Here is a 20383-nt window from a genome sequence, read left to right as displayed (position 1 = left end):
CTCTCCTACCGCTCTACCGCGATGCCCGGCGTACGCGCTCGGCCGCCCTGAGGCGGGCGGACTGCGCACGTGGGTTGCCTTCGATCTCTGCGTCCGTGGGGAGTTCCGCGCCCCGGGTGAGCAGCCGCAGCTCCGGCTGCCGGTCGGGGAGCGGGACGGGGAGGTCGGCGGGGGTGGTGTCGGTGGCCAGGTCGGCCAGAGCGCGTTTGGTCATCCTGTCCTCCAGGGAGTGGTAGGACAGCACCGCGATCCGTCCGCCGACCGACAGGCGGGAGACCGCCGCGGGCAGGGCGTGTTCGAGGATGGACAGTTCGGCGTTGACCTCGATGCGCAGCCCCTGGAAGGTGCGCTTGGCCGGGTGCCCTCCGGTGCGGCGGGTGGCGGCGGGGATGGCGTCGCGGACGAGTTCGGCCAGTTCGCGGGTGGAGGCGATGGGGGCCTTGGCGCGCCGCCGCTCGATCGCGCGGGCGACGCGGGAGGCGAAGCGCTCCTCGCCGTAGACGCGCAGGACCCGGGTGAGCTCGGCGACGGGGTAGGTGTTGACGACGTCCGCGGCCGTGAGGTCCTGGGTGCGGTCCATGCGCATGTCCAGGGGGGCGTCGTGCGCGTAGGCGAAGCCGCGTTCGGTCTCGTCGAGCTGGGGTGAGGACACACCCAGGTCGAGCAGAACCGCGTCGGCCTCGGGTGCGCCCGCCTCGTCCAGGGCGCGCGGGATGTCGGAGTAGACCGCGTGCACGAAGTGGGTGCGGTCGGCGTAGGGGGCCAGCCGCCTCGCGCTGCGTTCCAGCGCGGTGGTGTCCCGGTCCACCCCGACGAGGCGCGCGGTGGGGCACGCCTTCAGCAGGGCCTCGGAGTGGCCGCCCAGACCGAGGGTGCCGTCGACGAACACGGCGCCGGGATGGCTGAGCGCGGGCGCGAGCAGTTCCACGATCCGATCGAGCATGACGGGTACGTGCAGGGGATCGAGCCCTGCCCTGGCGGCCGCGATCCGGGCGGCGATGCCGTCGGCGTCGTCCGAACCGCCCGGGCCCCCGTGCCGCCGGTCGTCCCCCATGCCGTGCCGTTCCTCCACGCTGTCGCCCTCTCCCCCTGAGTGTCCACGCGGGCGCACGGATGTGTGCGTCACGCGGTGTCCTTGGCGTGGCCCGACCGGGTTCCGGCCGAACCTCGTCCGGACACGGCCGCCATTGTCCACCTTTCGGCGGGCTCGCGTTGACGACCTGGCGCCGGGGAAGTCGCGCCAGCTCGTCCGTGCCGTGTCCGCGGGTCCGGCCGGACCCCGGCTTGCGAGGGTGTGGACTGTCGTGCTGGACACACCGGCGACAACGCCGGTGTCACAGCACCCCGGGCAGCACCTCCTCCGAGAGTCGCGCGAAGGCCTGCTCCTGCTCGGCCTCGTAGTCCGACCAGGCCTGAGCCGCCCAGATCTCCAACCGCGTGTTGGCGCCGATGACGACGCACTCACGGTCCAGACCCGCGTAGTCACGCAGTTTCGGCGGGATGGTGATCCTGCCCTGCTTGTCGCAGGACTCGTCGGACGCGCTGGCGAAGAGGACCCGACCGTAGTCGCGAACCGCCTTGGCGGTGACCGGGGCGGAGCTGAGCGCCTCCGTGACGCGCCGGAACTCCTCTACCGGAAACACGTAGAGGCAGTGCTCCTGACCCTTCGTGATCACCAACCCCCCCGACAGTTCGTCGCGGTACTTCGCCGGAAGGAACAGCCGCCCCTTCTGGTCGAGGCGAGGCGTGTGAGTGCCGAGAAACACGGCCTCACCTCCCTCACCCCGTCGTGGGAACCTCGTTTTCCCCACGATTCCCCACCTTACTCCACTCTCCCCCACCGTCAACAGCGCCAACCCGTGTCCCTGCGCCGATTCGTCCTCGAAAACGCAGGTCACGAGCGTGGGGTCCGGGTGGGGCGCCGGGCGGCCCGAGTCCGGCCCGCCCCCTCGCGCCCGCGCGCGGGGAGTAGGGGGATAGGGAAGAAGAGGAAAAGGGAGCCGGAACGGAGGCGGGTGGCGGGGTTTCGGAGCGTCGCACCCCCGGTTCTCACGTCAGACCTCGCCGACCAGCACGAACGGCGACCGATTCCGGCACTTTGATTTGCAATCGCTCCGAATGGGCCTAGCCTCGGAGCGACACCGACACACAGAGCCAGGACGAGCGGGAGGGGTCTCGTGTCACTCGGCACACACCACGGCGGTCACGAGGGCGGGGTCCAAGCCAACGTCGGCGAGATCGTCACCGTCGCCGACCGCGTCCGCGGCGCGATCGAGACCGTCATCGAGGGCAAGCCGGAGGTCCTGCGCGTCGCGCTGACGGTCCTGCTCGCCGAGGGCCACCTCCTCATCGAGGACGTGCCCGGCGTGGGCAAGACGATGCTCGGCAAGGCCCTGGGCCGGGCGGTCGACTGCTCGGTGCAGCGGATCCAGTTCACCCCGGACCTGCTGCCCAGCGACATCACCGGCGTGAACGTCTACCACCAGGACCGGCACGAGTTCGAGTTCAACCCCGGCCCGGTGTTCGCCAACATCGTCCTGGGCGACGAGATCAACCGCGCCTCCCCCAAGACCCAGGCCGCCCTCCTGGAGTGCATGGAGGAGCGCCAGGTCAGCACCGACGGCCAGTCCCGTACGCTGGAGCGCCCCTTCATGGTGGTGGCCACGCAGAACCCCTCGGACATGGAGGGCACCTACGCCCTCCCCGAGGCGCAGCGGGACCGGTTCATGGCCCGTGTCTCCGTCGGCTACCCCGCGCCCCAGGCCGAACTGGACATGATCGACGCGCACAGCGCCCACTCGCCCCTGGACGCCCTGGCGCCGGTCACCAACGCGGCGCACGTCCGCGACCTGGCCGACCAGGTACGTTCGGTGCACGTCGCGCCCGGGATGCGCCGCTACATCGTCGACCTGGTCAACTCCACGCGAACCAGCCCCGAGCTGCGGTTGGGCGCCTCCCCCCGCGCGACACTGCACCTGGTACGCGCCGCCCGCGCCTACGCCGCCCTGGACGGTCGGCACTACGTCGTCCCCGACGACATCCAGGCCCTGGCCGTACCGGTCCTGGCGCACCGGCTGCTGCCCAGCCCCGAGGCGGGGATGGAGCGTCTGTCCGCCGAGCAGATCGTCGCCAAGCTGGTCTCCCGTCTCCCCGTCCCCGGCCCGCAGTGACCGGACAGTCGACGCCCCCGGAACCGTCCCGGACCAGGCGGACCCTCACCGTACGCGGCGGCCTCGTGCTCTTCTTCGGCGTCCTGGCCCTCGTGGCCGGTCTCGTCACGCGCCAACGCGAGGCCGTGGGCCTGGGCGTGCTGCTGATCGCCGTTCCGTCGGTCGCCTCGCTCGTCCTGGTCGGCGCGGCGGCGCGGATCGTGAACGGCCGGACCCTCGTCCCGAACCGGGTCCCGGCCGGGCACGAAGCGCGCGTGCTGGTGCGGATCGGCAACGCCTCCTCCGTCTGGCCCGTCACGTCGGTGTTCGTCCAGGACGGCCTGCCCGTGCCCCTGGGCACCCACCCCCGCTTCACCATCGGTTACCTGGGGGCACGCGCGGTCCGCGACGTGTCCTACCTCGTGCGCCCCGCCGTACGCGGCAGCTACGCCATCGGCCCGTTGATGGTGGGAATGACCGACCCGCTCGGATGCGTGCGCGTCACCCGCGTGGTCGGGTCCCCCTCACACCTGCTCGTCACACCGTCGACCGTGCCGCTGTCCCCTCTCGGGGCGGTCGACGGCTCCCAGGGTGAGGAGTCGCCGCGACGGTCGGTGACCGGCGTCGGCGAGCAGGATCCGGTTCCCCGCGAGTACCGGTACGGCGACGAGCTGCGCCGGGTGCACTGGCGGTCCACCGCCAAGCACGGTGAACTCATGGTGCGCCGCGACGAACAGCACCGGCGCGAGCACAGCGCGGTCCTGCTGGACACCCGACTGCGGGCCCATCTCGGCGAGGGCCCGGCCGGTTCACTGGAGACCGCCGTGTCCGCCGCCGCCTCGGTCGCGGTGCATCTGATCGACAACGGCCACGAACTGCGGCTGTACACCGAGCGCGGTCGTGTTCCCACCGCCGTCTCCTCCGAGGCCCTGGACAGTCTGGCCGTGACCGCGCCCTCCGACGTCCCGGGGCTGCTCGGCGGCTTCGACATGCTCGGCGCCCAGAGGGGCGGATCCCCCAGCCTGGTGGTGGCGGTCCTGGGAGCGATGGACCCCGAGGAGGTCGCGGCGCTGTCGGCGATCCGCGGCGGCACGCGCCTGGCCGTACTGTGCGCCCGGGCCGCCTGGTCCTCCGCCGACGCCCTGAACGGCGCCGGTGAGCTCCTGGCGTCCGCCGGGTGGCGAGTCCTGACCGTCTCCACGCCCCGTGAGCTGCCTCCCCTGTGGCGGCGGGCGAGCGCCCCCGCCCCGGCGGCCGGGCCGACCACCCCCCTGGAGGGTCCGCGTTGAGAGCCCTGCCCGCCCTGATGCCGACGGTCACACTGGTCAGCCTCGTGACGGCGGTTCCGCTGCTCGGCACGGTCGTGACCGGCTCCGGTTGGTGGTTCCCGGCCGTGGCGATGATGGTCGGCGCGGCGGCGGCCTCGGCGCTCTACCGGTTGACCGGGTGGAGCGCCACGGCCGTGCCCTTCCTCCAGATCCTCGTCATGACGTTGCTGCTCACCCCGCTGTTCGCGGCGCACACCGCCGTCCTGGGGGTGGTCCCCACCTCCGGTACCTTCCTCGAACTGGTACGCGTGCTGGAGCGTGGCATCGACGCCATCGACACCGGCACGCCTCCGGTCACCGGGACCGCGGGGGTCGCACTGATCATCGCGGTGGCCTTCGGCGTCATCGCGATGGCCGCGGACTTCCTCGCCGTGACCGCCCGCTGTCCCGGGATGGTCGGGGGTCTACTGGTCGCGCTGCTGGCGGTCCCCCTGGTGGTGGACGACGGGGGGGTGGCCCCGGGAGCCGCGATCAGCGCCTCGGTCGGGTTCCTCGCCCTGTTGGCCGTGGACGTGTGGCTGCGCGGACGGGAATGGGGGATCCTCGTGCCCGACCGGCGCGACCTCTCGACGCGGTTCCTGGTCGGCCTGCGGCGCACGGCCGTCGTCGGGGTGTCCGTCGCGGCGGCGGTGCTGCTGGCGCTCACGGTCCCGCTGGCGGTTCCGTCGCTGCGCAGCGACGTCATCCACCAGGCCGCGGACGGCACCTACATCGGCAACGGGCCGAACGGCATCACCATCACGGACCCGTTGGTCTCGCTCCGCAGCAACCTGAACGCCGACTCGAACCGAACGCTGTTCACCTACACCACCGACGCCGAGGAGCCCGACTACCTGCGCACGCACGTGCTGGACGAGTTCGACGGCGTGGACTGGACGATGACGCCGGTCGAGGCGGACCGCGACTCCCGGATCGGGGACGACCTGCCGCTGCCGACGGGGTGGTCCGGCGAGCCCGACGGTCCCACCGCGACCACGCGGATCTCCATGGACTCCGACGCTCTCGGCCCGGACTTCCTGCCGATGCCGTACTGGCCGCGCTCGGTGGAGGTGTCCGGTGAGTGGTACGCCGACCCCGAGAGCCTCGTGGTGTTCACGACCGACAGCCCGCGCACCGGCCTCAGCTACACCGTCGAGTCCGCGTCGGTCACGCTGTCGGCGGACGAGCTGGCGGAGACGGGGCGGCCGCGGTCGGTGCCGGGTTCCTTCCTCTGGCTGCCCGACGACGTGGACCCACGCGTGGCGGAGCTGACCGAGACGGTGACCGAGGGCGCGGACTCGCCCTACGAACGGGCCGTCGCCCTCCGGGAGCACTTCACCCAGGGGGACTTCCGCTACGACCTGAGTCCGCCCCCGGTCCCTGAGGGAGGCGACCCGCTGGTCCACTTCCTGTTGGAGGAGCGGGTGGGGTACTGCCAGCAGTTCGCGGGCGCGATGGCGGTCATGGCGCGCCAGGCCGGCATCCCCGCCCGCGTGGCGACCGGTTTCACTCCGGGCCAGCGGATGGGCGACGGCCGCTGGTCGGTGTCCACGGGTGACGCGCACGCCTGGCCGGAGCTGTACTTCGAGGGCGTGGGCTGGGTGCGGTTCGAGCCGACCCCCACCGACGGCCAGGAGACGGCCACCGTGCCCGACTACACCGAAGGCGAGGGTGTCGGCGAGCCGGAGGACGAGGAGACGGAGCGTCCGGAGACCGAGCCCTCCGCCGACGACGAGCGTGAGAACGACGAGCCGACCGACGGGCCCGAGGGGAGCGCGGCCCCCGAGGACGAGGAGACGGACGAGACGGCGGCGGGCGCCGACACGGAGTCGGACTCGGGCGGCTGGGCCGCCCTCGTGTGGCTGCCGGTCGTGGGCGCGGTCCTGGGCGCGCTGCTGCTGGTCGCCCTTCCCGCCCTCGCCCGGATCGCGGTGCGCGGATCACGCACGGCCGCCCTCACGGGGGGCTCCGCCGCCGTCGCGGCACACGCCGCGTGGCGGGAGCTGCGGGACACCTGCCTGGACCTGGGTGTGGCGTGGGATCTGACGGAGAGCCCGCGGGCGACGGCCGCACGCCTCGCGGCGCGGGAAGCGGTCCCGGAGGAGGCCCGTGCGGCGCTGTGGCGCCTGGCGCTGGGTGAGGAGTCCGCCCGGTACGCGCCCGAGCCCGCCGCCGCTCCGGGTGCGCGGGAGGACCTGCGCGTGGCCCGTGCCGGACTGGTCGCGGCCAGCGGCCGATGGGCCAGGTTCAGGGCGGTGCTGCTACCGCGTTCGCTGGCGCCGTGGCACCGTCCGCGACCAACCGTGCGACCCGCGCCGACGACCGCCTGAGAGAACCGCGGGCAGACCCCCGAGCCGGTCCCTTGTCCCGGGACGGGCCCGGGGGTCTTCCGTGTCCGGCGTCCGGGCGGGAGGGGTTGACCGGCGCCCCCGGTCGGCGGCTGCGCCCCCGAACACGAGAAGCGGCGGGGTCCTCATCCCGACCCCGCCGCTTCCGTGCTCTTCGTGCCGTCCCCGGCCGCGCCGACGCATCACTCCAAGGGGTGGGAGCCGGAGCGCCGTCCGGGCCCACCGCGAGGGAGGGGTTACTCCTCGCCCTCCTGGCGGCGACGCCACCGCTCCTCGAACCGGTGCATCATGCCCGGACGTGTGCCCTTGCGCTTCTGCTTCGTGTCCGCGGCGGGCACCGCGGCCTCGGCTCCCCCTCCGGCTGCCTTGCGCCACGCGTTGGCGCCCCATAGGAAGCACGCCAGCATGACGATGAAGCCAAGGACGCTGATGAGTACCTGCATGACCGGGTTACCGATCAGGAGGCCCGCCAGCAGCAATATGACACCGATGACGAAACCGAGTACGGCCTTGATGATCCAGCGCTTGTAATGGACCGCGGGGTTCGTTTGCCGAACGGTGTTCGCGAACTTCGGGTCCTCGGCATACAGCGCCCGCTCGATCTGGTCGAGCATGCGCTGCTCGTGTTCAGAGAGCGGCACGGCGCCTCCCTACGACAGTCCCCGGTTGGGGTGACGGGTACTGATGAACAGTCTCTCGGTCAGTGGTATGCCCAGAATACGGCGCGCTAGCGCCTGCTGGAAAGAAAAGCTGCGTGACCACCTGACCCACTTGGGTCACGGTACCCACACCCTGTATCGGAAACACCGGCTTCCATGCCTCTCTGCCTACCCTGACTCCGGTCCTACCGTAAGAACGCTCGGAGGGGTCCGGAAGTTGCGGAATCATACGTCGTTTTCGTCACGCTTGGCCAGTACCGCCGACTGTATCGCGCCAGGACCGAACCGGGCGGTCACCCGGTCCATCACGCGTTCGACGTCACGCCAACCGCTCTCCTTCTCGCCCAGGGCCAGCTGACGCGGAGCCTGAGCGGCGGGGAGCACCCCCTCCACCCGAACGCCGACCAGCCGCAACTTCATCCGTTCCAGTCCCGCCGCGGCGTACAGTTCGCGTGCCACCGCGCTGATCTCCCGGCCCACGTCCGTGGCTTCGGGAAGGGTCCGCGACCGGGTGATGGTGGAAAAGTCCGCCCGCCGCAGTTTCACGCTCACCGTGCGCCCCACCTGCCCCGAGGTGCGCAGGCGCCGTGCCACTTTCTCGGACAGCCGCAACAGCTCGCGGTTGATCACCTCCGGGTCACCCACGTCCGCGTCGAAGGTCTCCTCGGCCCCGACGCTCTTGTCGTGGGTCTCCGGCACCACCGGAGTCCCGTCCACACCGCGTGCCAGCTCCGACAGGCGGGTGCCCGCCTTGGCTCCCAGCTCCATCCGCAACAGGTGGGGGTCGGTTCGGGCCAGGGCGCCGACCGTGCGCAGTCCCAGCCTCGCCAGGGTCTGCTCGGTCCGGTCTCCCACACCGGGCAGCGCCCCCACCGGGAGCGGGTCCAGGAAGGAGCGCGTGTGGTCGGTGGGGACCAAGAGCAGACCGTCGGGTTTGCAGTGCGTGGAGCCGAGTTTGGCGACGAACCTGGTGGCGGCCACACCCACCGAGCAGGTCAGCCGCTGCTCGGATCGGACGCGTTCCCGGATCATCGCCGCGATGCGCACGGGTCCGCCGAGCCGCCTGCGCGCCCCGGACACGTCCAGGAAGGCCTCGTCGAGGGAGAGCGGCTGGACGAGGGGGGTCACCGACCGCAGGATGTCCATGACGGCCTCGGAGGCGGCACGGTAGGCGGCTCCGTCCGGAGGGAACACGACCGCTTCCGGACACAGGCGCGTCGCCCGCACCATGGGCATCGCCGAGTGGACGCCCTTGGCCCGGGCGAGGTAGTCGGCCGAGGAGACCACCCCGCGCGGTCCGGTCCCGCCGACGATGACCGGGCGCCCCCTGGCCTCGGGGTCGCGCCGTTGCTCGACGCTGGCGAAGAACGCGTCCATGTCCAGGTGCAGGATGTCGCATCCCGCGTCGGGGCCCGACCCGTCCGCGGGGAAGTCCGATCCCAGCGCGACGATCCCGTCGGGGGTGGCCATTCCGCGCAGCGCGGCACCGCGCTCCAGTTGGCGTCGGCTCATGGGCCCAGGTTACGCCCGCTCCGGGGACGGCCGCCCCACCGCGCGGGCCGACCGTCGCGGCCGCGCGGGGCGGGCAGCCTCAGGGGCGATGCGCGACGGCGTGCAACTGCGTGGCGATACCGACCAGCTCCGGGTGGTCGGCGGCGGCCTTCTCCAACTCCACCAGGCGCTGCCCGGCGTGGAGGTCGCCCTCCCAGGCGTGCCCGGGCAGGACGTCGGCGAACACGCGCACGCCGCGGATCCGCTCGCCGGTGAGACCGGCCTCACCGATCAGGGCCAGGAGCTGCTGGCGGGTGAAGCGGCGCGGCATCGGGTCGCCCTCGCCCCACCGTCCCTCGGGGTCGGCGAGCAGGTGAGCGGCATCGGCGATGTGCCCGGCCAGCGCCCGGTGCAGTGCCCCGGCGACGGCGTTGGTGACCAGCAGACTCACCGCCCCGCCGGGGCGGGTGACTCCGACGACGTCGTGCAGTGCCCCGGCGGGGTCCTCCACGTACTCCAGCACGTTGTGCACAAGGACGAGGTCGGCACTGCCCTGGGCGAACAGCGAGGCCAGGTCACGGGTCTCGCCCTGGACGCCGCGCACCGTGACACCGCGCTCCGCGGCGCGGCGCTCCAGGGCGGCCAGGGAGTCGGGGTTGGGCTCCACGACGGTCACGCGGTGGCCGAGTTCGGCGAGCGGGACGGCGGCACCGCCCGTGCCGCCACCGGCGTCGACGATCTCCAGGGGCCCCGACCCGAGACGGGCCAGCAGTTCCGCGAGGGCGTCCCACACCACGGCGGTGCGCGCCGCGTTGGCCGCCCGTCCCGGCCCGGTCGCGCCGCCCGCGCCGAAGCCGCTGGTGGTCGCGGTCGCGCTGGTCCTGTCAGTCACCTGCGTCCCCTCAATCCGGTGTCCCCGCCCGTGGCCGCCCTCGCGTGGCCGCCGTCAGAGGGCGAGCTGTGCCTTGTTCTCCATCAAGCGTGACAGAAGTCCGCTGACGAAGTTCGGCGACTCGTCGGTGGACAGCTCCTTGGCCACACCGACCGCCTCGGCGATCGCCACACCGTCGGGGATGTCCTCGGCCCACAGCAGCTCGTAGGCGCCCATCCGCAGGATGTTGCGGTCGACGACGGGCATGCGCTCCAGGGTCCAGCCGATGGCGTAGGTGTCCAGCAGTTCGTCGATACGCGTGCGCCGCTCGTCGACCGCCCGGGCCAGGTTCTCGGTGAACTCGTTGATCGGCGGCTCGGGCTGGGCCCGGCGACGACTGATGACGTCGTCGACCGAGATACCGCGGACCTCGGATTCGTAGAGGACCTCGACCGCGCGCCGCCGCGCCTTGCGCCGTGCTCCGCTCATCAGTTGACTCGCCCGAGGTAGTCACCCGTGCGGGTGTCGACCTTGACGCGCTCGCCGGTGGTGATGAACAGGGGCACCTGGATGGTGGCGCCGGTCTGGACGGTGGCGGGCTTGGTGCCGCCGGTGGAGCGGTCGCCCTGGACACCGGGGTCGGTCTGGGTGATCTCCATCTCGACGGCGGCGGGAAGCTCGATGTAGAGCGGGTCGCCCTCGTGGGTGGCCACCGTGACCTTGGTGTTCTCCAGGAGGAAGTTGGCGTTGTCGCCGACGACCGCGGAGCCGACCTCGAGCTGGTCGAAGGTGGTGGAGTCCATGAAGACGAAGTTCGCGCCGTCGTTGTACAGGTACTCCATGTCGCGGCGGTCGACATCGGCGAACTCGACCTTGGCCCCGGCGTTGAAGGTCCTGTCGACGATCTTGCCCGTGAGGACGTTCTTCAGCTTCGTGCGGACGAACGCGCCGCCCTTGCCCGGCTTGACGTGCTGGAACTCCAGGACGTTCCACAGGACGCCGTCGAGTCGCAGGGTCTTGCCGTTCTTGATGTCGTTCGTCGTGGCCACTTCGGTCGTCTCTCCAAGGGGTCTGACACGTCGGGACCGGGCGCGGTGCTCCGGCCGGTGATCGGTGGGGTGGGGACCGGAAGTCCTCAGGTACTGACCAGCGGCGTCGGGCCGCCGGGGCGCACCCCTCCTATGGGCAGTCTAGTGGCTTCGCGGGACTCAGGCGCCGCCGGTAACCGCGCGGTAGGCCGCGTCCAGCAGTTCGGGGGCGGGGGCGCTGAGGATGGTGGGGCTCGCCAGAGCGTCCAGCACGACGAAGCGCAGGGTGGCCCCGCGGGCCTTCTTGTCGACGCTCATCGCGGCCCGCAGCTCGGGCCAGGCCTCGGCGGCGTAGGAGACGGGCAGGCCGACCGAGGTCAGCAACGAGCGGTGGCGTTCGACCAGACCGGAGTCGATACGGCCGTCGAGGCGGGCCAGTTCGGCGGCGAAGACCATGCCGATGGACACCGCGTAGCCGTGCCGGAAGGTGTAGTTCTCGGCGCGTTCGATGGCGTGGCCGAGCGTGTGGCCGTAGTTGAGGATCTCCCTGCGACCGCTCTCCCTGAGGTCGCCGGAGACGACGTCGGCCTTGACCCGGATGGCGCGTTCGATGAGTTCGCGGGTGTGCTTGCCCTCGGGGAGGGTGGCGCCCTCGGGGTCGTCCTCGATGAGGTCGCAGATGACGGGGTCGTCGATGAACCCCGCCTTGACGACCTCGGCGAGGCCGCCCACGTAGTCCGCCCGAGGCAGACTCGGCAGAGTCGCCAGGTCGCACAGGACCCCGGCGGGCGGGTGGAAGGCTCCGACGAGGTTCTTGCCCTCGGGGGTGTTGATCCCGGTCTTGCCTCCGACGGCGGCGTCGACCATGCCGAGCAGGGTGGTGGGGACCAGGACCGAGCGGACGCCGCGGAGCCAGGAGGCGGCGACGAAGCCGGACAGGTCGGTGGTGGCGCCGCCACCGACGCCGACGATCGCGTCGGTGCGCGTGAAGTTGTGCTGGCCGAGCCGGGACCACAGGTCGGTGGCCACGGCGGCGGTCTTGGCGGCCTCACCGTCCGGTACCGGCATGGGCCGGACCGTGTACCCGGCGGCCTCCAGCGCGCCGATGACGGGACGGGCGATCTCGCCGAGGCTCCGGGGGTGGATGACGGCGACCTGGGCCGCTGAACCGACCAACGAGGGCAGTTCGGCGAGGACGCCGCTGCCGACCACCACGTCGTAGCGGGCGAAGGGTTCGCCGACGCCGATGCGGGTCACGGTCACTGCTGGGCCTTTCCAGTCGTCCGCCCGGACCCGAGGGTGGGCAGGATGGCGTCGACGATCTCTTCGGGGTGCTGGTCCGTGGTGGGCACGGTGACCGTGGCCAGGCCCTCGTAGATGGGCAGGCGCTCGTCGAGGAGCTTGCGGAGCCGGGTGCGCGGGTTGCCCGCGAGCAGGGGCCGGGCGACGTCCATGCCCACGCGCTTGGCCGCCTCGGCGAACTCGACCTGGAGGTAGACCACGTGGTGGTCGGCGAGGTCGGCTCGGGTGTCCTCGTCCAGGACGGCGCCGCCGCCGACGGCGATCACGCCCTCCCATGAGCGCAACCCCTCGGCGACGACCTCGCGTTCCAGCGCGCGGAAGTGCGGCTCGCCGTCCTCGACGAAGATGTCACCGATCGGCTTGCCCGCGCGCTTCTCGATCTCGGTGTCGGTGCACAGGAGTTCGGCGCCCAGGCGTTCGGCCAGGGCACGCCCCACGGTCGACTTGCCCGACCCTGGGGATCCGATGAGCACCGCGATCGCTCTGGCCACACTCGCCCGCCTGTCCATCCCCGCGCACGCGGGGAACCGCATGTCGTCCTCGTCCAACATCTGTCTAGCAGACCCGCCCGTCCCGCGACCACGCGCACGCGGTGGGCCCGGCACCCGGCCGGGACCACCGCCTCCGGCTCAGGGCGTGTTCGGCGCACACGCCCTACCGGATGGTGAGCGAGTCCAGGTAGCCGCGCAGGTTGCGGGTGGTCTCGGCGACCGAGTCCCCGCCGAACTTCTCCACGGCGGCCTCGGCCAGGACCAGCGCGACCATGGACTCGGCGACCACGCCCGCGGCCGGGACCGCGGTGACGTCGCTGCGCTGGTGGTGGGCCTGGGCGGGTTCACCCGTCTCCGTGTCGATGGTGTCGAGCGCCCTGGGCACGGTGGCGATCGGCTTCATCGCGGCGCGCACGCGCAGCGGGTCGCCGGTGCTCATGCCGCCCTCGACACCGCCCGCGCGGTTGGTCCGGCGACGTACGCCGTCGGGGCCGGGCTCGATCTCGTCGTGGGCGACGGAGCCGCGGCGCGCGGCGGTGCGGAAGCCGTCGCCGACCTCCACCCCCTTGATGGCCTGGATGCCCATGAGGGCTCCGGCCAGCCGGGCGTCCAGGCGGCGGTCCCAGTGGACGTGGCTGCCCAGACCGGGAGGCAGGCCGTAGGCGAGCACCTCGACCACGCCCCCGAGGGTGTCGCCGCTCTTCTTGGTGTCGTCGATCTCCTCGACCATGCGGGCGCTGGTCTCGGCGTCGAAGCAGCGCACCGGGTCGGCGTCGACGGCGGCCAGGTCCTCGGGGCGGGGCTCGGCGGAGCCCTCGGGAACCGCGACAGGCCCCATGGACACGACGTGGCTGAGGATCTCGATTCCCAGCGCCTGGCGGCAGAACTGCCGGGCGACCTCGCCGACGGCGACCCGGGCCGCGGTCTCACGGGCGCTGGCGCGCTCCAGGATCGGCCGGGACTCCTCGTGGCCGTACTTTTGCATGCCGACCAGGTCGGCGTGCCCGGGGCGGGGCCGGGTGAGCGGCGCGCCCCGCGCGATGTCCGCCAGCTCCTCGGCGGACACGGGGTCGGGCGACATCACCTTCTCCCACTTGGGCCACTCGGTGTTACCCACCTCGATCGCGACCGGTCCCCCCTGGGTCCGGCCGTGGCGAATGCCTCCGATGACGGAGACCTGGTCCTGTTCGAACTTCATCCGGGCACCACGGCCGTACCCGGCGCGTCGGCGGAGCAGTGCGGCGGCGATGTCGTCAGAGGTGACGGACACACCGGCCGGAAGGCCCTCCAGAATCGCGACGAGTGCCGGCCCGTGGGACTCCCCCGCGGTCAGCCAACGCAACATGTGCACGATCTTCCCATGGATCGCCGCTGGACGCGGCATCGGATATCACCATCCGGACACCAGGGGCTGACCTGCCAGAACAGTGGCGAGGGTCGTGGCCAACAGGAAGGGCCCCAGTGGAAAGGGTTCGCTCCGGGCGAGGCGGCGCAGGGCGAGGAGGACCGCCACCACCAGGCAGAAGGCGGCGAAGGCCCAGAAGATCGCCACCAGGGCGCCCATGGGCCCGGCCGCCCAGCCGCAGTAGAGCCCGGTCAGTCCAGACAGTTTCACGTCGCCGAAGCCCATACCCCGGGGGTTGACGCGCCACAGGAGCCAGAAGAGCACGGCGACGAGCACCATGCCGGTGAGGGCCCCCACCGCCGCGCCGAGGTCGGGTCCGCCGGGCGCGGTGAGGGCGGCGCCGGCCAGAAGCAGTCCCGCCACCGGGTAGGCGGGGGCGACGAGGTCGTTGGGCAGCCGCATCACGCGCAGGTCGACGACGGCCAGCGGCACCCCGATCGTCACCAGCCAGAGCACGGCCAGGTGACCGAGGGGGAACCAGGAGACGTGGTGGACCGCCAGGGCGCCGACGAGCGCGTACAGGACCGCGGTGGCGGCGACGGCCGCGGGATGCGGACCCACGACCTGTTCGCAGTGGGGGCATCTGCCCCGGCGCCGGAAACCGCGGTCCGCGACGGTGGGGAGTCCGCGGACGAAGCGGAGTTCGGCGCGGCAGTGCGGGCAGCGCGGGGGCGGCGGCCCCTCGTCCTCGTCGAGGGCGGGGTCCGGGTCCGCGCCGGGCGCGGAGGGAGCCGCCTCCACGGCGTGGACGGCGGCGCGTCCGCGCGAGCGGGTGTCCGGGCGGGCCGCGGCGAACAGGTACACGAGTCGTCCGGTGACGAGGCCGACCAGCGCCCCGGACAGCCCGAGCAGGACCGCGACGGCGGTGGCGACCGGCCAGAGCTGGGCCGGGAGCGCGAGCAGCGAGGGGGTGGCCATGGTAGGAAACCTACCCGCGGCGAGGGTGCGGCGACAGTACCCGACCTCGACCTGTGGACAAACCCTGGACGACCCGCACGCGGGTCAGTCCGCGTCCCGGCGTGCGCGCACGACCGCGCTGAGTTCGACGCCCCCGGGCAGGACGTGGCCGAGCTCGGCCCGCAGGCGCTCGGCGACCCGGCGCAGGACCTCGTCGTCCCGTTCGTCGAGTTCGAGGCGGATGCCGATCTCAGCGCGCTCGGACCGGTGGACGCGTACTCGATCGATGCCGAACTCGGCGTGTGTGACGCGGTAGATGAGCGCGAGGACCTGCGGGTCGTCCTTGGGTTCGGGGACGTGCCCGTGTTCGGCGAGCAGTCCGAGGAACCGGCCCTGGATGGTGTAGGGCTGGGGTCCGGACACGTCGACGACCAGGGCGTCGGCGCCCTCCTCGACCGCGGCCTTGCACGCGTCCTGGGTGGTGAAGGGGACGGGACGGGCGTCGGGGCGCCAGCGCCGCACCGCGTCGACGGAAGTGAAGGCGAGCACGCCGCGACGCCCGTCCTTGCCGGTCATGATGGGGACGGCGACCTCGCTCGACTTGTCCTTGGTGAGCCCGGCGGCGCCCGTTTCCGTCTCCGTGGCCACGGCCACGACGGGGATGAGCACACGGGAGTCGGCGAGCGCGGACAGGACCTGGCGGTCCCCGACCCGGCCCGCCGCGTGGTCGCGCAGGCGCGTCTCGACCTCGGGGTCGGCGCTGCCGTCGTCGTCGCGGAAGTTCTGGGCGCCGATGATGGATGGTCTGCTCACGGATCCCGACTCTACCGGGCGTCGACGGATCGGTGGCCGGCCGTCAGGCGGGGTTCCGGCCGGTTCCCGCGGAGGTGTCACCTTCGAGGGCGGTGACCACCGAGCCGAGTTGGACGAGCTGCACGGCGTTGAGTCGGTCGAACAGCAGTTCACGCACCTTCGTGGCGTGGCCGGGGGCGGCGCGTTCCAGGAGTTCGGCGCCCTCGTCGGTGAGGATGGCCCACAGGCCGCGGCGGTCGTCGTCGCAGTGTTCGCGACGCACGTAGCCGTCGCGCTCCAGCCGCGCGACCTGGTGTGAGAGGCGGCTCTTGGACACGATGACGCTGTCGGCCAGAGCGCGCATGCGCAGCCGTCGGTCCTCGGCCTCGGAGAGGTGGACGAGGATGCCGTACTCCACGAGTGAGATGCCGCACCGGGAGCGCAGGTCCCGTTCCAGGCCGTCGTAGAGCGCCGCGTTGACTCTCAGGATGCTCCGCCAGACGCTTTGTTCGTCGGCGCTGAGCCACGTGGCCTTCTCCATACCGCCCATTCTATCGGCGAATCCGTCGTGTGAGCGGGGACACGCACGCAATTCCCCTTCCCAGGAAGATACTTCTGGAGTACTTTGTTACTAGCAAGCACAAGGGCCCGCGCCCGGGTCCAGCCAGCACAGGGAGACAGACCATGGCAGCACAGGAACTCAAGGCCGGCACCTGGAGCATCGATCCCACCCACTCGGTGGTCGGCTTCTCGGTCCGCCACATGATGGTGAGCAAGGTGCGCGGACGCTTCGAGAAGTTCGACGCCACGCTGACCGTCCCCGAGGACCCGGCGAAGGCCTCGGTGGTCGCGACCATCGACGCCGGCTCGATCAACACCGACAACGCCGACCGCGACAACCACGTCCGGTCCGCCGACTTCTTCCACGTCGACACGCACCCGGAGTTCTCCTTCCGCTCCACCGGCCTGGAGGCCAAGGGCGAGGAGTTCGTCCTCAAGGGCGACCTGACCATCAAGGGCATCACCAACCCGGTCGAGCTCGCGCTGGAGTTCAACGGCTCCACCCTCGACCCCTACGGCCTGGAGCGCGCCGGGTTCGCCGCCACCACGACGATCAGCCGCAAGCGGTTCGGCGTGGACATCGAGCTGCCGATGGACGGAGGCGGCGTGGTCATCGGCGACAAGATCGCGATCGAGATCGACGCCGAGTTCACCCGCCAGGCCTGAGACCGGTCGGGCGAACGGCGCGCGACGGACGCGAGGGCGGACACCGGACCGGCCCCGCGCGCCGGAGAGGGGCGAGCACGCGCCACAGGTGACGACACACCGTCATGAAACTGTGGATGTCGGATATCGTCGTTGGGGGAGGGCCTCGTGTGCCCTCCCCCACTCGTGTCCCCGACCCACCCACGGGAGCGCTCGTGCCCTCCAAGCCCTTCTCCGACGAGGTCGTCTCCGCCGTCACCGCGCACATGAACGGCGACCACCCGGAGGACACCCTGCTCATCTGCCGTGCCCTGGGCGGCTGTCCCGAGGCCACGGCGGCCCGGATGACCGGTCTGGACGGCGACGGCGGCGACTACGCGGTCGTGGTGGAGGGCGCCGAGCGCACCGTACGCGTCCCCTGGTCCCACCCGCTCACCGAGCGCGCGCAGATCCGGACCGAGGTCGTACGCATGTACCAGGAGGCCTGCGAGCGGCTCGGCGTCACCCCTCGCGGGCACTGATCGCCACGCGCACGGGGCGAGCCGGAGACGACACCCCTGATCCGGAACTCCCGCCCTCCGTCGGGAGTCCAAGGAGAGACAGGAGTGAGCGGTGACCCGAACGCGCGACCCCACACGAGGGGTCGGGCGTGCGACCTAGTGTGGAAGGGTCCGCCGGTCCCCCGGAACCCGTACCCGACCAGCTAGCCGAAGGGTGGCCCCGACCTCGATGGTCACGCCCGAACCCGGTGACGAGAACGCGCCGACACGAAGGATCGAGCCCGCCGCGCCAACCACGCGGACCGGTCCCACCGCTGGTGCCACGCGGTGGGTCACACGCGTACTGCGGCCCGGCTCAGCGCACGCGGACGACGACGCTCCCACGCGCGTGGTCGGCCCCGGGGCGGGTTCCGTCCCGCCCAACGGCACGCGTGTGGACTCCCCCGCGCCGCCGACCGCCCGGCCGCGCGGCGGCGCCACCGGCGGCCGGCCCCCCGGCCACGGCGCGTGGTGGCGGACACTCCTCGGCCCCGTGCTGGGCTGGCTGACCCGTCTGGTCTCCCGCGTGGTCGTCGGGCCGGCGAACGACCTGGACTACGCGGTACCCGCCGACCTGCGCCGCCGCTACCAGATCCGCGGCCACCTGGGTTCGGGCGGGGAGGCCGTCGTCTACCTCGCCGAACCCACCGACGAACCCGGCCGCGAACTGGCCCTCAAGGTGTACCGCCCCGGTCACGACATCAACCGCGAACTCCTGGACCGGCTGCGCGCCCGAGGCACCTCCTCACCGCACACACCCGCCATCCAGGGCTACGGGTCCTCCTCCAGCTCCTGGGGCGAGGACCTGGCCTGGGAGGCCCAGGAGTACTTCGCGCGAGGATCACTGCGCACGCTCATGGACGAGGCGCCGCTCGACGACGGGCGCGCCCGCGCGGTGGTGTCCGCCGTCGCCGAGTGCCTGCACCACTGGCAGCACGACCTCCAGCACAACCACACCGACGTCAAGCCCGAGAACCTGCTGCTGCGCTCCCTCGACCCGCCGGTCGTGGCCCTCACCGACTTCGGTGGCGCGGTCCGCGCCACGATGAGCCGTGTCTACGGCGGACTGGCCGTCACCGAGGACTACGCCGCGCCCGAGGTGATCGAGGGTCGCCGGGAGGCCCCGGCCGCCTGGTGGTCCCTCGGCGTCATGGTCCACGAGCTGGTCACCGGACGCCGTCCCGAACGCGGCGGCAACTGGCTCACCGCCCGCAACACCGAGGTGGACGTCTCGGCGATCACCGACGAACGCTGGCGCCTGCTCGCACGCGGACTGCTCGCGCCCTCCCCCGCCGCCCGATGGGGCCACGACGAGGTGACCCAGTGGCTGGCCGGTGAGCGGCCCCAGATCCGGACCGCACGCCGCACCCGTCCGATCGTGTTCGCCGGCGCCAGCCACGAGGACCCGCCGAGCCTGGCCTTCGATCTGCTCGACCGCTCCGACACCGGCGCGATGTGGCTGCGCACGCACTGGCCGGAGCTGCGCAGCTGGCTGGACCGCGAGGTCAACGACTACACCTTCGACCGCTCGTACCTGACCGGTCTGGACGCCGATCCCCGGTTGGCGCACGTGGCGATCAGCGCGCTGGCGGCCCGCTACGTCCCGGGCATGCCGCCCAGGTTCCGCGGCCACGAGATCAGCGCGGACGGACTCATGGCGCTGGCCACCGGTGAGGCGAGCCGCCACGCGGTGGTGCGTGAGGCGGTCGCCTCGGGAGTCGTGGGGCTGGCCGCGCAGCACTGGTGCCCGCACCCGTCCTGCCGTTCGGGCGGCTCCGGGCGGTGCGCCCTGCTGGAGCGCGTCCAGCACGAGGTACCGCTGGTCATGCGCAAGGTGGTCGAGACCGTCGAGCGAGTGGTCGTGTCGGGCGCCGACGCGCCCCGGCGGCCCGAACCGCACGAGATGGACACGGCGTGGGCCCGGGCGGTCGAGTTGGTGCTGGACCCGGAGACCGCATCGAACCACCGCTCCGTGCTGCGCCGCCAGTCCTGGCACCCGACCGAGCGCAGCGCCGCGCCGCACGCCCCCTGGTGGGTCGAACAGCGGCGCCTGGCCCTGCGTGACGGCAAGGGCGGCGAGGCGGTCACGACACGTGCCGCCCTGGTCGCCGCCGCGACGCTGCTGCCCGAAGCCGACCGGGTCGGCGGCCTGATCGCCGACCGCGAGCGTGCCGACGGCCGCGCACGGCGGCAGGACCGGTGGGCGTCACTGGCCGGGTCCGCGCGGGAGCGGTGGGACGGGGCCAAGGAGCGTTGGGAGGGCGCCCGCCGGCGCCGCGCCGAGGCCGCCACCGCACCGGTACGACCGGACGGCCCCCCGAGGGTCGACGAGTTCGGCCGCCCGGTACCGCAGGGCCCCGAGGAGACGTCCAGGTCGCGGCGTGCCCAGGAGCGGGCCAGGCGCCGTGTCGACCGGACGATGAACCAGATCCAGCGGGCGATGCGGGCGGGCCGGTGCCGTCGGTTCGCCTACCCCGCCGCCCTGCTCGGCCTGATCGACGGGCTGGGCCGGGCACTGCGCCCCGACGGCGGCTACTACCCGGAGAGCGCGTTCGTCACCCCGCTCTACAGCGGCCTGGTGGACTCCGCTCGCGACGGCGTCCTGGCGGGGCTGTCCCGGGCCGCGGGCATGGTGACCGGTCTCCTGCCGGAACCGGTGGAGACCGCGTGGTGGTTGCCGGTGGTGCTGGCCGTGGTCCTGGTGCTGCTGGGACGGTCGGCGGCCAACCAGCGCAGCTCCTCCCGTGCCCGGCGCCGACTCGCCGCCTTCCGGTTGGCCGTGGCGGGATCGCTGTCCATGCTCCTGATCCTGCTGTCGACGGGGCTGCTGGCGCTGGGCTCGGGGGTGCTCATCCCGCTGGACGGGCTGCTGGGCTAGCAGTGCCTGTTCGGGCCTGC

At 72.4% G+C, this 20383-nt stretch carries 19 protein-coding genes; 6 read left to right on the top strand and 13 right to left on the bottom strand.

Annotated elements, in window-relative coordinates:
* Positions 1–13: 13 nt before the first annotated feature.
* On the bottom strand, positions 14–1054 hold the full coding sequence (gene rsmH, locus KIK06_RS03240) for a 16S rRNA (cytosine(1402)-N(4))-methyltransferase RsmH (protein WP_268645837.1): 1041 nt from the start codon (positions 1052–1054) through the stop codon (positions 14–16).
* A 280-nt stretch (positions 1055–1334) separates the two neighbouring features.
* On the bottom strand, positions 1335–1766 hold the full coding sequence (mraZ, locus tag KIK06_RS03235; RefSeq protein WP_017600253.1) for a division/cell wall cluster transcriptional repressor MraZ: 432 nt from the start codon (positions 1764–1766) through the stop codon (positions 1335–1337).
* 411 nt (positions 1767–2177) lie between these two features.
* On the opposite strand from mraZ, the gene KIK06_RS03230 reads away from it, so the two are divergent.
* From KIK06_RS03230 to KIK06_RS03220, 3 genes are read left to right on the top strand one after another with little or no spacing between them, the layout of a single operon-like run.
* The gene (locus KIK06_RS03230; protein WP_017600254.1) at positions 2178–3170 is read left to right on the top strand and encodes an AAA family ATPase; all 993 of its coding nucleotides are present in this window, start codon (positions 2178–2180) and stop codon (positions 3168–3170) included.
* Positions 3167–4438 (top strand): DUF58 domain-containing protein, encoded by a 1272-nt coding sequence (locus KIK06_RS03225; RefSeq protein WP_268641837.1) that lies wholly within the window; start codon positions 3167–3169, stop codon positions 4436–4438. The genes KIK06_RS03230 and KIK06_RS03225 overlap by 4 nt, the downstream gene beginning before the upstream one ends.
* Before the next feature lie 17 nt (positions 4439–4455).
* Positions 4456–6786: a transglutaminase family protein gene (locus KIK06_RS03220; RefSeq protein WP_268645836.1), complete on the top strand. Its 2331-nt coding sequence runs from the start codon at positions 4456–4458 to the stop codon at positions 6784–6786.
* 254 nt (positions 6787–7040) lie between these two features.
* On the opposite strand, the gene KIK06_RS03215 is transcribed toward KIK06_RS03220, so the two are convergent.
* From KIK06_RS03215 to KIK06_RS03165, 11 genes are all read right to left on the bottom strand, one after another.
* Positions 7041–7445, bottom strand: a complete 405-nt coding sequence (locus KIK06_RS03215; RefSeq protein ID WP_268641836.1) for a DUF3040 domain-containing protein — start codon at positions 7443–7445, stop codon at positions 7041–7043.
* 243 nt (positions 7446–7688) lie between these two features.
* The gene (gene dinB, locus KIK06_RS03210; protein ID WP_268641835.1) at positions 7689–8975 is read right to left on the bottom strand and encodes a DNA polymerase IV; all 1287 of its coding nucleotides are present in this window, start codon (positions 8973–8975) and stop codon (positions 7689–7691) included.
* A gap of 79 nt (positions 8976–9054) precedes the next feature.
* Complete coding sequence (locus KIK06_RS03205; protein WP_268641834.1) at positions 9055–9846, bottom strand: methyltransferase domain-containing protein; 792 nt, start codon at positions 9844–9846, stop codon at positions 9055–9057.
* A 54-nt stretch (positions 9847–9900) separates the two neighbouring features.
* Positions 9901–10314: a transcription antitermination factor NusB gene (gene nusB, locus KIK06_RS03200; protein WP_017600260.1), complete on the bottom strand. Its 414-nt coding sequence runs from the start codon at positions 10312–10314 to the stop codon at positions 9901–9903.
* Positions 10314–10874, bottom strand: a complete 561-nt coding sequence (gene efp, locus KIK06_RS03195; RefSeq protein ID WP_017600261.1) for an elongation factor P — start codon at positions 10872–10874, stop codon at positions 10314–10316. The genes nusB and efp overlap by 1 nt, the downstream gene beginning before the upstream one ends.
* Before the next feature lie 159 nt (positions 10875–11033).
* Positions 11034–12116, bottom strand: coding sequence for a 3-dehydroquinate synthase (gene aroB, locus KIK06_RS03190; protein WP_268641833.1), 1083 nt, complete (start codon positions 12114–12116; stop codon positions 11034–11036).
* Complete coding sequence (locus KIK06_RS03185) at positions 12113–12628, bottom strand: shikimate kinase (protein ID WP_026127895.1); 516 nt, start codon at positions 12626–12628, stop codon at positions 12113–12115. Before KIK06_RS03185 ends, aroB begins: the two co-directional genes overlap by 4 nt.
* Positions 12629–12809: 181 nt before the next feature.
* Positions 12810–13991, bottom strand: a complete 1182-nt coding sequence (aroC, locus tag KIK06_RS03180; protein WP_268645835.1) for a chorismate synthase — start codon at positions 13989–13991, stop codon at positions 12810–12812.
* A gap of 45 nt (positions 13992–14036) precedes the next feature.
* Positions 14037–14969, bottom strand: a complete 933-nt coding sequence (locus KIK06_RS03175) for a prepilin peptidase (RefSeq protein ID WP_268641831.1) — start codon at positions 14967–14969, stop codon at positions 14037–14039.
* A gap of 84 nt (positions 14970–15053) precedes the next feature.
* Complete coding sequence (locus KIK06_RS03170) at positions 15054–15761, bottom strand: SseB family protein (RefSeq protein WP_268641830.1); 708 nt, start codon at positions 15759–15761, stop codon at positions 15054–15056.
* A 43-nt stretch (positions 15762–15804) separates the two neighbouring features.
* Complete coding sequence (locus KIK06_RS03165; RefSeq protein WP_268641829.1) at positions 15805–16281, bottom strand: MarR family winged helix-turn-helix transcriptional regulator; 477 nt, start codon at positions 16279–16281, stop codon at positions 15805–15807.
* A 143-nt stretch (positions 16282–16424) separates the two neighbouring features.
* Between KIK06_RS03165 and KIK06_RS03160 the strand changes: the two genes are divergently transcribed.
* The 3 genes from KIK06_RS03160 to KIK06_RS03150 all read left to right on the top strand — a co-directional run bounded on the left by KIK06_RS03160 (position 16425) and on the right by KIK06_RS03150 (position 20363).
* On the top strand, positions 16425–16967 hold the full coding sequence (locus KIK06_RS03160) for a YceI family protein (RefSeq protein ID WP_017600268.1): 543 nt from the start codon (positions 16425–16427) through the stop codon (positions 16965–16967).
* A 245-nt stretch (positions 16968–17212) separates the two neighbouring features.
* Complete coding sequence (locus tag KIK06_RS03155; RefSeq protein ID WP_083924267.1) at positions 17213–17467, top strand: DUF2470 domain-containing protein; 255 nt, start codon at positions 17213–17215, stop codon at positions 17465–17467.
* Between the two features lie 208 nt (positions 17468–17675).
* Positions 17676–20363, top strand: a complete 2688-nt coding sequence (locus KIK06_RS03150; RefSeq protein WP_268641828.1) for a protein kinase domain-containing protein — start codon at positions 17676–17678, stop codon at positions 20361–20363.
* Positions 20364–20383: the final 20 nt, after the last annotated feature.

Origin of the sequence: Nocardiopsis sp. EMB25 (genome assembly GCF_026797795.1) — a bacterium.
In the GTDB taxonomy this organism is placed as follows: Bacteria; Actinomycetota; Actinomycetes; order Streptosporangiales; family Streptosporangiaceae; genus Nocardiopsis; species Nocardiopsis lucentensis.
This window is presented reverse-complemented; position numbering and strand designations above follow the sequence as displayed.

What these genes read in the sequence shown, in the direction of transcription:
- rsmH (WP_268645837.1), bottom strand. Translation starts at nt 1,054, where the DNA reads ATGGGGGACGACCGGCGGCACGGGGGCCCGGGCGGTTCGGACGACGCC.
- KIK06_RS03220 (WP_268645836.1), top strand. Translation starts at nt 4,456, where the DNA reads ATGCCGACGGTCACACTGGTCAGCCTCGTGACGGCGGTTCCGCTGCTC.
- dinB (WP_268641835.1), bottom strand. Translation starts at nt 8,975, where the DNA reads ATGAGCCGACGCCAACTGGAGCGCGGTGCCGCGCTGCGCGGAATGGCC.
- nusB (WP_017600260.1), bottom strand. Translation starts at nt 10,314, where the DNA reads ATGAGCGGAGCACGGCGCAAGGCGCGGCGGCGCGCGGTCGAGGTCCTC.
- aroC (WP_268645835.1), bottom strand. Translation starts at nt 13,991, where the DNA reads ATGTTGCGTTGGCTGACCGCGGGGGAGTCCCACGGGCCGGCACTCGTC.
- KIK06_RS03175 (WP_268641831.1), bottom strand. Translation starts at nt 14,969, where the DNA reads ATGGCCACCCCCTCGCTGCTCGCGCTCCCGGCCCAGCTCTGGCCGGTC.
- KIK06_RS03165 (WP_268641829.1), bottom strand. Translation starts at nt 16,281, where the DNA reads ATGGAGAAGGCCACGTGGCTCAGCGCCGACGAACAAAGCGTCTGGCGG.
- KIK06_RS03160 (WP_017600268.1), top strand. Translation starts at nt 16,425, where the DNA reads ATGGCAGCACAGGAACTCAAGGCCGGCACCTGGAGCATCGATCCCACC.
- KIK06_RS03155 (WP_083924267.1), top strand. Translation starts at nt 17,213, where the DNA reads ATGAACGGCGACCACCCGGAGGACACCCTGCTCATCTGCCGTGCCCTG.
- KIK06_RS03150 (WP_268641828.1), top strand. Translation starts at nt 17,676, where the DNA reads ATGGTCACGCCCGAACCCGGTGACGAGAACGCGCCGACACGAAGGATC.